We start from the raw sequence: 15,511 nt of genomic DNA, 5'->3' as shown, positions 1-15,511 counted from the left end.
GTTAATAGGTTCGGGGTGTAAGCGCAGTAATGTGTGTAGCTGACGAATACTAATCGATCGAAGACTTAATCAAATTTTTAAAATCGGTTTTTGAGCCGTAAAATCTGCTTACTATCTAGTTTTGAATGTGCAATACATTCTTAATAAGTTTTTACTATTTGTCTGGTGACGATAGCAAAGAGGTCACACCTGTTCCCATGCCGAACACAGAAGTTAAGCTCTTTAGCGCCGATGGTAGTTGGGCTTACGTTCCGCGAGAGTAGGACGTTGCCGGGCAAATATTTATAAAATGGATGCGATGAGCCGCACTCGAGACCTGTTAGGTCTCTTTTTTTTGACTTAAAACTTAAAAGATAGGAGTTGTTATAAATGAAGAAATATTTCGAAGTGATGTTCAAAGTAAATATGCAAAATATAGCAATTAAAAAGGCAATTATGCAAGCTATAATTGTTTTTACCATCTTGTCTACGAGTGTTATTGTCGGTCGATTTGATTTAGGTTTAACGGCTCTTTTAGGCTCTTTTAGTCATATATACATTATAAATGGTTCATACCCATCTAGAATAAGAAAGGTTATTACTGTATCTATAATGTTAAGTATCTGTTTAATGCTAGGGAGCATTACTATTACAACGCCTTTCTTATATGCTTTTGTATTAGGTTTAATAGGCATGAGTGCGCATTTTATTCTTAAATCTTTACAAGTTCCAGGTCCATCATCGTTATTCTTTATATTAACTTATAGTATAGCTTCTATTATGCCCATAGCCCCTGAAGACTTCTTATTACGAGGTTCATTAGTTTTATGTGGTGGTTTAGTGAGTGCATTAGTAGTAATGGTTGATGCATTTTTTAATCATAAAAAACCTGAAACTGAAAGTGTACTAAATATTTATAAAAACTTATCTTATTTAGTGGAGAATTTTAAAGGTGAACGATTTAATAAAGCAAGAAGTCAAACACTTAATACAATCAATCAAGCCTCGCTAACTTTAACTACTGCTAAAGCATTTTGGAATAATAAAAGAGATTATAATCGCTTATTGTTACTTAAAGAAAAAGCTGATGAAATTTGGTCAGAATGCTTAGAATTATCATCAAGAGGTTATGAAAGTTTACCTAATGAAATAAGTGTCGCACTTAATTACATATGCGAAAGATTAGAAGGAAAATCAGACTTAAATTATGATATTAAGTATTATAACGGGGATGACCCTTATATTAATGAACTAGTTAAGCTTATCTATGATGCTGAAGCTTTGTTAAATGAAAATGAGCTTCAAATAGATAAGAAAATTATTCATCATAAACCTATGTATTCTAAAACAATTAAAGAAAATTTTTCTAAAGACTCTTTAGTTCTAATGCAATCTATGCAGTATGGTATTATCTTGTTCGTATCTGTTATTATAGCATTTGGGATAGGATTTGAACGTGCTTACTGGATTCCGGTATCATGTTGCTCAGTCTTATTAGGTACGTCTTCTTTATCTACGATACAAAGGGCATTTCAAAGGACACTTGGCACAATTATAGGTACATTAGTAGCTGTTGTTATATTGTATTTTGAACCAAGTACATGGCCAATTGTTATTTTAATGGCTATTCTTATGGCAGCAGCAGAATTGCTCATTGCAGTGAATTATACAATAGCTGTCACATTCATCACACCAAACGTATTATTAATGTCAGCAGCGATTACTAAACACTTTGATACTTATCTTATCTTGCCGAGAATAACTGATGTTATGATTGGTTCTGCTATTGGTCTGATAGGAGTGTTAATAGTAGGTAGAAAGCAAGCTTCCAAAAAGCTACCTAAAACAATAATTAATACATTAAGAATACAATCACAATTATTACATACACTATTTTCATCAAATAAATATCATATTAATTTAATAGATACTTTACTCATTAGAGAAATGCAAACAGAGATTATGAATACAAAAGCAATGTATCAAGCAGCATTAAATGAAATAGATAATGATGTTAAAAAAATTGAGTATGTTTATCCAATTATTTTCACAGTTGAACACTTAGCATTCACCCTCGAGCAAGCCTATAGAAGAGGTAATTTAAGCACCTTAACAGATGAAGAAATAGGCCTTTATTTAACAACTTATGAGAATATATGCAAAAAAGTAGAGTTTAATGTCAGATACGATATTATAGAACTTCCAAAATTAAAAGAATTCCAAAGCATAAGAAATGAACTCATGAAATTACAAAATTTAATAGGTTATAAAGCCGAGACATAAATACATGTCTCAGCCTCTCTTTCATTATAATGGCAGTAGCTGACTGGATTGAAAATGCGCTTATATCAAGCTTTTTTCAACCCTAGTCATCCTTGCCGGGGTGGGACTACGAAATCTTTTTATTAAAATGAGATTTCTGTCTCGCTCCTTTTTTATTATACTTCCATCAAACACTTTATTAATGCTTCAATATGTTCTTTAGCTTCGTCTATCTTAATCCCTCCAAAGCCTAATACAAAATGAGGAGTATGATCACTTTGTTTAAATCGATAGTGTGTTAAAGGTTTAATATCTATATCACATTTTTTTATACGGTGTAAGCATTCTTCTAAGGTTAAGCCATTAACTACCGTCAATATAAAATGCATGCCTGTTAATTCTCCTGACACTTTAAAATCATTTGGATATTTCATGAGTTCATTTAATATAATATCTCGCTTACTTCTATATATTTTTCTCATGCGATTTAGGTGTCTTTCAAAAAAACCTTCATTCATAAATCGGCTCAATATATATTGTGTATGTCTAGGCACAGTGCCGCCTTCTATATTTGTTTTATTTTGATACTGTTGCATGAGTTTCTTAGGTAAGACGGCATACGCAACTCTTAGAGAAGGGGAAATCGACTTTGAGAACGTACTGACATAAATGACGCTATCTGTGTTGTCTAAGCTTTGTAATGCAGGCACAGGACGTCCACTATATCTAAATTCTGAGTCATAGTCATCTTCGATAATATATCGTGTCTGCTTTTCAGACGCCCATTTTATGAGTTGTGTTCGCCTCTTTAAATCCATAATGACGCCTGTAGGGAACTGATGACTTGGCGTAATATATACGACTTCTTTGTTTAATTTTTTAATTTGTTCAATATCAATACCGTTTTCAGTGACTGATATAAATTCGAAAGGTACGTGTTTTCTTTTCAATAAATCTCTTACTTGTTTATAAAGTGGATCTTCTATCATGTAAGTAGAGTTTGAAATAAGATCTGTGATGATAGAGAGTAATTGCTCAGTTGATGAACCTACAATAATTTGTTGGGGTGAACAATTAACACCTCTACTATGGAAGATATAGTGCCTGATTTCTTTTCTTAATTCATAATCTCCTTGCTTATGCCCACTGTCCAATAATGAAAGTTGTGAATAATCAAATGCCTCTTTAGAAAATTTCCTGAATTGATCTAGTGGAAAATGTTCTTTATCAATAGCACCTAATTTGAATGAATATTTGTATGTTTTTTCAGTTTGAATATCTTCGTCTGTAATTTTTGTTTTATATGTTACTGGCAAGTTCACAATGTCGTTTATGTAAAATCCTGAACGATTTTTACTATGTATATACCCTTCATCACTTAAAAGTTGATATGCATGTTCTATTGTAGTTTGGCTAACAGATAAATAATGACTGAGCTGTCTTTTTGAAGGTAATTTTTCATTATGTTGCATAACATTATTAATAATATTATGTTTAATGTTTTCATAAAGTTGTTGATAAATAGGTACATCGATATTGCGATTTATATTAAACATTAGCATTTCCATAATAATCCCTCATTCTGACCACTTATATTTTTTTAAATCTGGCACTTTTACCAGTTCAGAATTTAGTATAACCTACAAATAAGCGATTTAAAAGGAGGAAGTAATAAATGTCTAAGATTACAGGTTCAGATAAAGTTAAAAGAGGTATGGCAGAAATGCAAAAGGGTGGCGTTATCATGGATGTTGTTAACGCTGAGCAAGCTAAATTAGCTGAAGAAGCAGGAGCTGTCGCAGTTATGGCACTTGAACGCGTGCCTTCTGATATTAGAGCTGCAGGCGGTGTAGCAAGAATGGCTGATCCCCGAATTGTGGAAGAAGTAATGAATGCTGTATCGATTCCGGTAATGGCTAAAGGAAGAATTGGTCATATTACAGAAGCACGTGTATTAGAATCGATGGGTGTAGACTATATAGATGAATCAGAAGTATTAACACCAGCAGATGAAGAGTACCATTTGAAAAAAGATGAATTTACAGTTCCGTTTGTATGTGGTTGTCGTAATTTAGGTGAAGCTGCTAGAAGAATTGGTGAAGGTGCAGCGATGTTACGTACTAAAGGTGAGCCAGGTACAGGGAATATTGTTGAAGCGGTTCGTCATATGAGACAAGTAAATGCTGAAGTGCGTAAATTAGTTGTTATGAACGATGATGAAATCATGACTGAAGCTAAAAACATTGGCGCACCATATGAAATATTAAAAGAAATTAAAGATTTAGGCCGTTTACCTGTTGTAAACTTTGCAGCTGGCGGTGTAGCAACACCTGCTGATGCAGCATTAATGATGGAACTAGGTGCTGATGGTGTATTCGTCGGTTCAGGTATTTTTAAATCAGAAGCACCAGAAAAATTTGCAAAAGCAATTGTTCAAGCAACTACTCATTATCAAGACTATCAATTGATTGCGGAACTTTCTAAAGAATTAGGACCAGCTATGCAAGGGTTGGATATTAATCAATTATCTTTAGAAGAACGTATGCAAGAGCGTGGTTGGTAAGATGAAAATAGGTGTATTAGGTTTACAAGGCGCTGTTAGAGAGCATTTAAAACATATTGAACAATCTGGACATGAAGGCATTACTGTTAAGACTGTTGATCAATTAAGTGGTTTAGATGGACTTGTATTGCCAGGTGGGGAATCTACTACAATGAGAAGGTTGATGGATTTATATGGCTTTACAGAAGCCTTAAGAAAAAGTGATTTGCCTATGTATGGTACATGTGCAGGACTTATTTTATTGGCTACTGAAGTAATAGGGCAAGAAAGCCATTTAAATAAATTAGATGTAACAGTAGAAAGAAATTCCTTCGGTCGACAAGTAGATAGTTTTGAAGAATACTTGGAAGTTAAAGGTATTGATGAGACAGTGAATGCTGTATTTATAAGAGCACCTCATATTCAATCAGTACATGAGGATGTAGATATTCTATCGACTGTTGAAGATAAAATTGTAGCTGTAAGACAAAATCAATACTTAGGTATTTCTTTCCATCCGGAATTAACAGATGATTATAAAATTATGAAATATTTTATTGAAGAAATTGTCGTTCAATATCATGCGCAAGTAATAAAATAAAAAAAGGGTGAGACATGAAGCTCTAGCTTAAAGTCATCCTCCTAATCTGTTGAAATTTTGATTAACATATTAGGAGGATTTATGTATAAGATTTTGAAAGTGCATGCTTGCCTAGGGTATGGCTCGAGCCTATAGTCTCTCGCTCATACTATTCCTTCGGGCGTCAGCACTTTACAAAATCGTTTAATAAGAAATGTATGGCTAACGTGCTTGTCTATAAACTCTTGCCTGTTAGAAAATGTAGCGAGCTTGTTTAAAATTTCTAGCCCGTTAGCCGTTGATTTCGTACATATATTAAGGGGAATTAATAAAATCAAAGCTTTTTATAGCGCTAACGTGCTTATTTTGATCACTAACCCATTAGATAGGTATCACATTCTTCTCAAATAATCATAAATAAAAACAGGGTGAGACATTAATAAAAGTCTCACCCTGTTTCATTATATTATAAGAAAAATCCAGCGATAGTTGCTGATAAGAACGATACTAATGTTGCACCGTATAATAGTTTTAATCCGAAACGTGCAACGTTATTACCTTGTTCATCATTTAATGATTTAACAGCACCAGCGATGATACCGATAGAACCAAAGTTTGCAAATGAAACTAAGAATACTGAAATAATACCGTTTGCTCTTTCAGAAATTTCAGCTTGTGGTAAAATACCCATCGCAACAAATTCGTTTGAAAGTACTTTTGTCGCCATAATACTACCAGATTGCACTGCATCAGCCCATGGAATACCAGCTAAGAATGCAAATGGAGCAAATACGAATCCAATTAATGTTTGGAAGTCCCAAGAAATAGATCCGCCAGACACAAATGAGAAGATATTAGCAGTAACACCGTTTAATAAACCAATCATGGCTACATACCCGATTAACATTGCTGCAACAATAACTGCTACTTTAAATCCGTCTAAAATATATTCTCCAAGCATTTCAAAGAATGATTGTTTTTCTCCAGACTCTTCTATCATTATGTCGTCTTCTTTATCATCTACTGTATAAGGATTGACGATTGAAGCGATTATAAAACCGCCAAATAAGTTTAAGACGATAGCTGTAACCACATATCTAGGCTCAACCATTGTAAAATATGCACCGATAATAGATGCTGAAACTGTCGACATTGCTGAAGCAGTTAAAGTATACATACGGTGTTTAGGAATTAAAGGAAGTTGTTTTTTAATTGAAATAAATACTTCAGATTGTCCTAAAATTGCAGAGGCAACTGCGTTATATGATTCTAGTTTACCCATGCCGTTAATTTTAGAAATAACGAACCCTAAGTATTTAATAATAAGTGGTAAAACTTTAATATATTGTAAGATACCAATTAGTGCTGAAACGAATACAATCGGCATCAGTACGTTAAGGAAATATACTGAAACAGGTTTGTTCGTTTTTGGATCGATATTTGCGACGCCTTCAAAGACGAAGTTAATACCCTCCATTGCTTTGTCAATGATATAACTAAAGCCGTTCGATATACCACCGATAACAGTTAATCCACCTGTTGTTTTTAATAGTAAGAATGCAAATAAAAATTGGATTACAATCATTAATCCTATGTATTGCCATCTTACTTTCATCTTATCAGAACTTACTACCCATGCTAGAAATAGGAATACTAATATTCCGATAATCCCGATAATAAAATGCATAACACACACACCTTTCCCAAGAATTATTCTCTTTAATAACCTATCTTATATCATAACTTATTTTTTATGAAAGCGGTACACAAAAATAATAATTTTTTTAAGAAACAAATTAATTGAAATAATAAACAGCAGAACATATAATATAGTCAAAGAAGGTCAAAAGAGGTGATGATTAATGCACAATATGTCGGATATCATTGAGCAATACTTAAAGCAGTTGCTTGAAGAAGCTCAAGGTGAGGTCGTCGAAATCAAACGTGCACATATTGCTGAGAAGTTTGATTGTGTACCTTCGCAATTAAACTATGTCATTAAAACACGGTTTACTAATGAACATGGTTACGCCATAGAAAGTAAAAGAGGTGGCGGTGGATATATTCGTATATCCAAAGTCGAGACAAATAGTCAGTCAGCGTTCATTAGACATTTAATAGATTTAGTAGGCGATGAAATCTCTCAAGCAAATGCATTTAGAATCGTTGATGGTTTGTACGAAAACAAATTAATAACAGATAGAGAAAAGAAAATGATTATACAAAGTATACACAGAGATACTTTACAAATAGAAATACCATTTAGAGATATTATTCGAGCAAATATATTGAAACGAATATTGGCAGTCATACATTATAATTAAAAAGGAGTGACAGTATGCTTTGTGAAATTTGTGGTAAAGAAGAAGCAACAATTCAATTAACATCGGCAGGAAAGAAGCATAAAACAGAGCAATGGATATGTAAAAGTTGTGCTTCAGAACATTTTTATTTTCAAGACGATCACGTAAATGATCAAAATTTAGACCAAGAATTTGTTGTGAATCAATTTTTACAATATCTTGTAGGTAAGCACGGTATAAACTTTAAAAAGGTTGAGCCTCAAGAAGAGAAGCGCTGTCCAACTTGTAGTATGACTTTAACGGATATAGCTAAAGTCGGAAAATTCGGTTGTCATGATTGCTATGAGACGTTTAAAGATGATGTTCCTCAAATCATCCGAAGAGTTCAAGCTGGTAGCGGTGAGCATACAGGTAAAATACCAGTTTCATCAAGAAGTAAAATACAACTTAAACAACAAATAGCTGAAAAAGAAAAAGTCTTACAAGGTTTGATAGAAGAACAAGCTTTTGAAGACGCAGCAGTTGTTAGAGATGAAATTAAAGCTTTGAAAGCAGAAGGCGAGGTCAAGTAGAATGGAAGAACATATAAATGAGCACATTAGTGATTGGATGAAAGAGAAGACAAATTCACCAATCATCATGAGCTCTCGTATTAGACTTGCTCGAAACCTTCAAGATGAAGTTCATCCGCTCAAATTTGAAGATGACAAAATAGGCAATAGGGTAATTGATAAAGTGAGCAAAGCTTTATCAGACTTAAAATTAGTTCGTTTATCAGATTTATCTGAACTTGAACAAAACAAATTGGTTTTTAAACATCTTATTAGTCCAGCATTAACGAAACAAGAATACGGTGCTGCTGTTCTATTAAACGAAGATGAATCGACAAGCGTGATGATAAATGAAGAAGATCACGTAAGAATCCAAGTGATGGGTAATAATCTTGTATTAAATGAACTATATGAAACAGCGTCTAAACTTGATGATGAGTTAGACAAGCATTTAACAATTTCATATGACGAACAACACGGTTTTCTAACAACTTGTCCTACGAACATCGGAACAGGTTTGAGAGCAAGTGTAATGTTGCATTTACCTGGTTTGAGTATAATGAAGCGAATGAAAAGAATTGGCCAAGCGATTAATCGATTTGGTTATACAATTCGTGGTATATATGGTGAAGGTACAGGTGCTTTAGGCCATGTATATCAAATTTCTAATCAATTAACTTTAGGTAAAACCGAACAAGAAATAATAGAAGATTTGACGCAAATTGTAGAACAAATCATACACGAAGAAGAACAAATTAGAAATAGACTTAATCGCTTTAATCATATGGAAACAAAAGATAGAGTACATCGAGCAAAAGGTATACTCCAATCAGCACAATTAATGTCGGTTGAAGAAGCGTCACTTCGCTTAAGTGAAATGAAACTTGGTATTGATTTAGGTCATATCGAGAGGGAAAACTTTAATTTTGATCATTTAATGGTTACAATACAGACACCATTCTTTGAAAATGAAGAAGAAGACGTTTCAGTAAACGAAAAACGGGCAACATTTTTAAGAGAAAACATATAAATAAATAGGAGGTTAGTTTATGCTATTTGGTAGATTAACAGAACGTGCACAACGTGTTTTAGCACATGCACAAGAAGAAGCAATGAGATTAAACCATTCAAATATAGGCACAGAGCATTTACTTTTAGGTTTAATGAAAGAGCCTGAAGGTATCGCAGCAAAAGTATTAGATGCTTTTGGTATTACTGAAGAAAAAGTAACAAAAGAAGTAGAAAATTTAATTGGCCAAGGACAAGAGCAAGTTGGCGCAATTCATTATACACCTAGAGCTAAAAAAGTGATCGAACTATCTATGGATGAAGCAAGAAAATTAAATCACACATTCGTAGGTACAGAGCACTTATTATTAGGTCTTATTAGAGAAAATGAAGGCGTTGCAGCTCGTGTATTTGCTAATTTAGATTTAAATATTACAAAAGCAAGAGCACAAGTAGTGAAATCACTAGGTAGTCCTGAACAAGGCTCTAAAAACGCTCAAGCTACTAAAAATCAAGCAACACCAACATTAGATGGTTTAGCTAGAGATTTAACTGTAATTGCAGAAGACGGTACATTAGATCCAGTAATTGGCCGTTCAGATGAAATTACAAGAGTAATAGAAGTATTAAGTAGAAGAACTAAAAACAACCCTGTACTAATCGGTGAACCTGGTGTAGGTAAAACTGCGATTGTAGAAGGTTTAGCGCAAGCAATCATACAGAACGAAGTACCAGAAACATTAAAAGGTAAACGTGTCATGTCATTAGATATGGGTACAGTTGTTGCCGGAACAAAATATCGTGGTGAATTCGAAGAAAGACTGAAAAAAGTAATGGAAGAAATTCACCAAGCGGGCAACGTTGTGCTATTTATCGATGAGTTACACACGTTAATTGGCGCTGGAGGAGCAGAAGGCGCTATAGACGCTTCTAATATATTAAAACCTGCTCTAGCACGCGGTGAATTACAATGTATTGGTGCGACAACTTTAGATGAATATCGTAAATATATTGAAAAAGATGCAGCATTAGAAAGACGTTTCCAACCAGTTACTGTTGACGAACCTACTAATGAAGATTCAATTGCAATCTTGAAAGGTTTAAGAGATCGTTATGAAGCACATCACCGCATCAATATTTCAGATGAAGCAATTGAAGCGTCAGTAACTATGAGTGACCGTTATATCTCAGACCGTTTCTTACCAGACAAAGCAATTGATTTAATTGATGAAGCAAGTTCAAAAGTAAGACTTAGAAATTATACAACACCACCAAGTCTAAAAGAACTTGAAGCGGAATTAGAAACAGTTAAAAAAGAAAAAGATGCAGCTGTACACTCTCAAGAATTTGAAAATGCAGCTAATTTAAGAGATAAACAAACAAAACTTGAAAAACAATTAGAAGAGACTAAAAATGAATGGAAAAAAGTCCAAGGCGAGAAAAACACTTGCGTAACAGCTGAAGATATTGCAGTTGTAGTAGCAAATTGGACAGGTGTTCCAATTACGAAATTAAATGAAACTGAATCAGAAAGATTACTAAACCTAGAATCTATTCTTCATAATCGTGTAATTGGTCAAAATGATGCAGTACAATCTATCTCTAAAGCAGTTAGACGTGCGAGAGCTGGATTGAAAGATCCGAAAAGACCAATTGGTAGCTTTATCTTCTTAGGACCTACTGGTGTAGGTAAAACGGAACTTGCACGTACATTAGCGGATGCAATGTTTGGTGAAGAAGACGCAATGATTAGAGTAGATATGAGTGAGTTTATGGAAAAACACTCTGTCAGTCGTTTAGTTGGTTCTCCTCCAGGCTATGTTGGCCATGATGATGGTGGACAATTAACTGAAAATGTAAGACGTAAACCATATTCAGTTATATTATTCGATGAAATTGAAAAAGCTCACCCAGATGTATTTAATATCTTGTTACAAGTATTAGATGATGGTCACTTAACAGATTCTAAAGGACGTAAAGTGGATTTCAGAAATACAGTTATCATAATGACATCAAACGTAGGTGCACAAGAACTTCAAAATGCTAAATTCGTTGGCTTTGGCGCTGCTAAAGATAGTGGTCCAGACTATGAAACGATTAGAAAAACAATGATGGACGAATTAAAACAACAATTTAGACCAGAGTTCTTAAACCGTGTAGATGACATCATTGTATTCCACAAACTAGAAAAACCACATCTTAAAGAAATTGTTTCTAAGATGGCTAGCGATTTAACTAAACGTTTATCAGAACAAGGTATTCATATTAGCTTAACTGACTCAGCTCAAGAGAAAATAGCAGACGAAGGATTTGACCCTGAATATGGTGCTAGACCATTAACACGTTCAATCCAAAAAAATGTTGAAGATAATCTAAGTGAATTAATCTTGTCTGGTCAAGATTTAGTTGGTAAAGACGTTGTAGTAGATTATCGCGATGACGAATTTAAATTTGATTTATCAGATCATAAAGAAGATGAATCAGAAGAAGAAACTTCAAAAGTATAAAATAGAAAATTTTAACTTAAATAATATAATGAGTCCGCAAACCATATATAATAAAGGTTTGCGGACTTTTATTGTTAGAAAAAAGTATATAAATTTGTTTTTCAAGTCTGCCAAGTTTAAAATATAACTATTCAATTAACACGGAGGTATCATGAATGGCGAAAAAGAAAGTAATATTTGAATGTTTAGCCTGTGGGTACCAATCGCCAAAATGGATGGGCAAATGTCCTAATTGTGGCGCATGGAATCAAATGGAAGAAACAATAGAACATAAAGAAACAAAAGGGCCTAAAAATACATTTAAATCAGATGTACCAGCACAAAAAATAGAAAAATTAAAAGACATTAAAGATGAAGACACACCTAGAATTTTAACGAAAATTAATGAATTTAACCGCGTATTAGGCGGCGGAGTAGTAGAAGGATCGCTTGTATTAATAGGTGGAGATCCGGGTATCGGTAAATCGACACTATTATTACAAATTTGTGCCGCTCTATCACAACAGAAAAACGTACTTTACGTCTCTGGTGAGGAATCGGTAAGACAAACTAAATTAAGAGCAGAAAGACTCGTTGAAGATTCAGGCGAACTAAATGTATACGCTGAAACAAACTTAGAAATTATTCATAGTATGGTTCAAAAAGAAAAGCCAGATGTATTAGTTATAGATTCAATACAAACTATATACCATCCAGAAGTTACGTCGGCTCCTGGTTCAGTATCTCAAGTGAGAGAATGTACACAGAATTTAATGCATATTGCTAAGCAAATGAATATAGCAACATTCATCGTTGGACATGTTACGAAAGATGGACAAATTGCAGGTCCTAGATTGCTAGAACACATGGTGGATACCGTATTATATTTTGAAGGGGACACACATCATGCTTATCGAATATTAAGAGCAGTTAAAAACCGTTTTGGTTCAACAAATGAAATGGGTATATTTGAAATGAAACAAACTGGCTTAAACGAAGTGAAAAATCCTTCAGAAATGTTCCTAGAAGAAAGAACAAAACATGTGGCTGGCTCGACTATTGTTGCGACTATGGAAGGAACGAGACCGATATTAGTTGAAGTACAGGCATTAGTAACACCAACAACTTTCCATAATCCAAGAAGGATGGCTACAGGTATAGACCATAATAGATTGAGTTTGTTGATGGCAGTACTTGAAAAGAAAGAAAATTTCTTACTACAGCAACAAGATGCATACATTAAAATCGCTGGTGGTGTTAAATTAAGTGAGCCAGCAGTTGACTTAAGTATTATAATAGCAATAGCATCTAGTTTTCAGGATAAACCAACAAAAGGAGACGATTGTTTTGTTGGTGAAGTCGGCTTAACTGGAGAAGTAAGAAGGGTTGCTAGAATTGACCAACGTGTTCAGGAAGCGGCTAAACTAGGTTTTAAACGCATCATCGTACCGAAAAATAATTTAAAAGGTTTAGAGTTCCCAGAAGGCACACAAGTTATTGGTGTTTCTACAACGAGAGAAGCATTGAAAATTGCCTTTAATGCATAGAAACCATTAGGAGGTTGACGTATGAAAATTTTAAAAGCCCTCATCATTCTATGTTATTTAGTTATAGGATCCTCGGTCGGTATTCTAGTTATTCCTGAGTTGATTAACGCTTTTAGTATACAACCTAAAGAGGTACTTACTAACCCATATATTGATGGTCTAATCGGGGCAGTCGTTATATTTCTGCTGTTTGGTTTTTTAATCGATAAAATTGTGTATATGGCTGATCAAGGTGAAAAATATTTGTTAAAGAGAAGTATTTTAGAAATATTTTTCGCAACTATTGGTGTTATGCTTGGTCTAATGATTGCTGTAATGGTTTCGTTTATATTGGAAATGATTGGCGCTCCCGTATTGAAACATATATTACCTATTATTATTGCTGCTTTTTTATGTTATTTAGGCTTTCAAATCGGGTTACAAAAGCGTGAAGAAATTCTTAGGTTATTCCCAGAGAATATTTCGAACTCATTGACAAGACAAACTACTGCGAGAAACGCTAAATTGTTAGACACTAGTGCCATTATTGATGGACGTATACTTGATGTCGTAAAATGCCAATTTTTAGACGGTGAAATATTAGTCCCTCAAGGCGTAATTGAAGAACTACAAGTTATTGCTGATGCAAAAGATAGTTTGAAAAGAGATAAAGGACAACGTGGTTTAGATATGTTAAATTCATTGAAGGATACTGATTTTCCTATTTCTATCATTGAACCTAATTCTACCCATAAAGATGTAGATGCATTATTGATTGTTTTAGCTAAAAAATATAACGCAAGTATTATTACGACAGATTATAATTTAAATAAAGTGTGTTCTGTACAAGGTATTAAAGTTTTAAATGTTAATGATTTGTCTGAAGCAATTAAACCAATTGTGCATCAAGGCGATCAGTTCGAATTACTTATTACTAAAATAGGAAAAGAAGATGGCCAAGGTGTTGGATATTTAGATGACGGTACAATGGTTGTTATTGAAAAAGGTAGAGAATATATCGGCAAAACAATAGTTGTAGAAGTAATGAGTCTATTACAAACGTCATCTGGAAGAATTATTTTTGCGAAGAAGGTGTCTTAGCGTGGGTTTTACAGTTATAATACCAGCTGCTGGTCAAGGGAAGAGAATGGGTAAGAATATTAACAAATTATTTTTAACAATCAAAGGTGAAACGATTATAAGAAGAACAGTTTCAGTTTTTGAAAATATGAAGTCATGTGAACAAATCTTTATTGCTGCCCACCCTGAAGAGGTCTATATAATGGAAAAACATTTAAAAGACTTTCAAAAAGTGGCTGGTATTATACCAGGAGGTAAAGAACGACAGCATAGTATTTATGAAGTGTTAAAAGTATTAGTAAATACTGAAGTTGTTATTGTACATGATGGAGCTAGACCTTTTGTAACAGAAGAAAAAGTAGAACAACTATACGAAGATACTTTAGAGCATGATGCTGTTATTTTAGCGGTTCAAGCTAAAGATACAATCAAAAAAGTGATAAATGGTATTGTAGAAGAAACTTATCAACGCGAAACGGTATGGCAAGTCCAAACACCTCAATCTTTTAAAAGAGAAATCATCTTAAAAGCATATCAATTAGCGGATTCGGAATCTTTTGTAGGTACAGATGACGCATCTTTAGTTGAAAGAGCTGGTTTTAAAGTCCACGTCCTCAGTGGAGATTACGATAATATTAAAATAACAACAACTGAAGACTTAGTGATAGCAGAATCAATAATAGAAAGACGAGGTATTCATGATGTTTAGAATAGGTTATGGATATGATGTACATGAATTCGATGAAAATAGACCGCTTATTATCGGTGGAATTGAAATAGAACATACTAAAGGACTCAAAGGGCATAGCGATGCAGATGTATTGTTACACGCTATTACAGATGCTATTTTAGGTGCTGCAAGTTTAGGTGACATTGGTAAGTTGTTTCCAGATACCGATCAAACATTTAAAGATGCAGACTCGAAAATATTATTAAAAGAGGCTTATCAACAAGTTTTAAAAAAGGGATACCAACTAGGAAATGTGGATGCTACAATAATTGCTGAGAAACCTAAATTTAGACCACATATTGATAACATGAGAGATAAGATTGCTACAATTTTCGAAGTATCAATAGAAGATGTTAATGTGAAAGCGACAACAAATGAAAAATTAGGATTTCTAGGAAGAGAAGAGGGCATACAAGCACAAGCTGTGGTATTATTAACAAATAAAGATTAAAAACAGGAGTGAG

General features: G+C 33.8%; 13 protein-coding genes and 1 rRNA gene. 12 read left to right on the top strand and 2 right to left on the bottom strand.

Translation table 11 applies throughout. From position 1 onward, the window contains the following. Positions 1–161 precede the first annotated feature (161 nt). Both rrf and LQ615_RS05865 read left to right on the top strand, forming a co-directional pair. Positions 162–276, top strand: a 5S ribosomal RNA gene (gene rrf, locus LQ615_RS05870). Positions 277–369: 93 nt separating this feature from the next. Then, complete coding sequence (locus tag LQ615_RS05865) at positions 370–2,262, top strand: FUSC family protein (protein WP_064204254.1); 1,893 nt, start codon at positions 370–372, stop codon at positions 2,260–2,262. Positions 2,263–2,417: 155 nt separating this feature from the next. Here the strand turns inward: LQ615_RS05865 and pdxR are convergent, their stop codons facing one another. Further along, positions 2,418–3,809: a MocR-like pyridoxine biosynthesis transcription factor PdxR gene (gene pdxR / locus LQ615_RS05860; protein WP_064204253.1), complete on the bottom strand. Its 1,392-nt coding sequence runs from the start codon at positions 3,807–3,809 to the stop codon at positions 2,418–2,420. Positions 3,810–3,916: 107 nt separating this feature from the next. On the opposite strand from pdxR, the gene pdxS reads away from it, so the two are divergent. Both pdxS and pdxT read left to right on the top strand, forming a co-directional pair. Then, the gene (gene pdxS / locus LQ615_RS05855; protein ID WP_016999396.1) at positions 3,917–4,804 is read left to right on the top strand and encodes a pyridoxal 5'-phosphate synthase lyase subunit PdxS; all 888 of its coding nucleotides are present in this window, start codon (positions 3,917–3,919) and stop codon (positions 4,802–4,804) included. Between the two features lies 1 nt (position 4,805). Continuing rightward, positions 4,806–5,384 carry a pyridoxal 5'-phosphate synthase glutaminase subunit PdxT gene (pdxT, locus tag LQ615_RS05850; RefSeq protein ID WP_016999397.1) on the top strand — a complete coding sequence of 193 codons (579 nt, stop codon included), beginning with the start codon at positions 4,806–4,808 and terminating at the stop codon, positions 5,382–5,384. Positions 5,385–5,829: 445 nt separating this feature from the next. Here pdxT and LQ615_RS05845 read toward each other — a convergent pair whose 3' ends face one another. After that, positions 5,830–7,050, bottom strand: coding sequence for a NupC/NupG family nucleoside CNT transporter (locus LQ615_RS05845; RefSeq protein ID WP_064204252.1), 1,221 nt, complete (start codon positions 7,048–7,050; stop codon positions 5,830–5,832). 175 nt (positions 7,051–7,225) lie between these two features. Here LQ615_RS05845 and LQ615_RS05840 point away from each other — a divergent pair, with 175 nt between their 5' ends. The 8 genes from LQ615_RS05840 to ispF all read left to right on the top strand — a co-directional run bounded on the left by LQ615_RS05840 (position 7,226) and on the right by ispF (position 15,498). Next, positions 7,226–7,687 (top strand): CtsR family transcriptional regulator, encoded by a 462-nt coding sequence (locus tag LQ615_RS05840; protein WP_016999399.1) that lies wholly within the window; start codon positions 7,226–7,228, stop codon positions 7,685–7,687. A gap of 14 nt (positions 7,688–7,701) precedes the next feature. Then, positions 7,702–8,238, top strand: coding sequence for a UvrB/UvrC motif-containing protein (locus tag LQ615_RS05835; RefSeq protein WP_016999400.1), 537 nt, complete (start codon positions 7,702–7,704; stop codon positions 8,236–8,238). 1 nt (position 8,239) lies between these two features. Beyond that, positions 8,240–9,247, top strand: a complete 1,008-nt coding sequence (locus tag LQ615_RS05830) for a protein arginine kinase (RefSeq protein WP_016999401.1) — start codon at positions 8,240–8,242, stop codon at positions 9,245–9,247. Between the two features lie 19 nt (positions 9,248–9,266). Further along, on the top strand, positions 9,267–11,732 hold the full coding sequence (locus LQ615_RS05825; RefSeq protein ID WP_016999402.1) for an ATP-dependent Clp protease ATP-binding subunit: 2,466 nt from the start codon (positions 9,267–9,269) through the stop codon (positions 11,730–11,732). 155 nt (positions 11,733–11,887) lie between these two features. Further along, on the top strand, positions 11,888–13,258 hold the full coding sequence (gene radA, locus LQ615_RS05820) for a DNA repair protein RadA (RefSeq protein ID WP_016999403.1): 1,371 nt from the start codon (positions 11,888–11,890) through the stop codon (positions 13,256–13,258). A gap of 21 nt (positions 13,259–13,279) precedes the next feature. Next, on the top strand, positions 13,280–14,338 hold the full coding sequence (locus LQ615_RS05815; RefSeq protein ID WP_064204251.1) for a PIN/TRAM domain-containing protein: 1,059 nt from the start codon (positions 13,280–13,282) through the stop codon (positions 14,336–14,338). A gap of 1 nt (position 14,339) precedes the next feature. After that, the gene (gene ispD / locus LQ615_RS05810) at positions 14,340–15,026 is read left to right on the top strand and encodes a 2-C-methyl-D-erythritol 4-phosphate cytidylyltransferase (RefSeq protein ID WP_064204250.1); all 687 of its coding nucleotides are present in this window, start codon (positions 14,340–14,342) and stop codon (positions 15,024–15,026) included. Beyond that, on the top strand, positions 15,019–15,498 hold the full coding sequence (ispF, locus tag LQ615_RS05805) for a 2-C-methyl-D-erythritol 2,4-cyclodiphosphate synthase (RefSeq protein WP_016999406.1): 480 nt from the start codon (positions 15,019–15,021) through the stop codon (positions 15,496–15,498). The genes ispD and ispF overlap by 8 nt, the downstream gene beginning before the upstream one ends. Positions 15,499–15,511 lie beyond the last annotated feature (13 nt).

Origin of the sequence: Mammaliicoccus sp. C-M13, from assembly GCF_022386845.1 — a bacterium.
In the GTDB taxonomy this organism is placed as follows: domain Bacteria; phylum Bacillota; class Bacilli; order Staphylococcales; family Staphylococcaceae; genus Mammaliicoccus; species Mammaliicoccus lentus.
The sequence above is the reverse complement of the archived record's forward strand: the minus strand, read 5'-3'. Positions and strand labels throughout refer to the sequence as shown.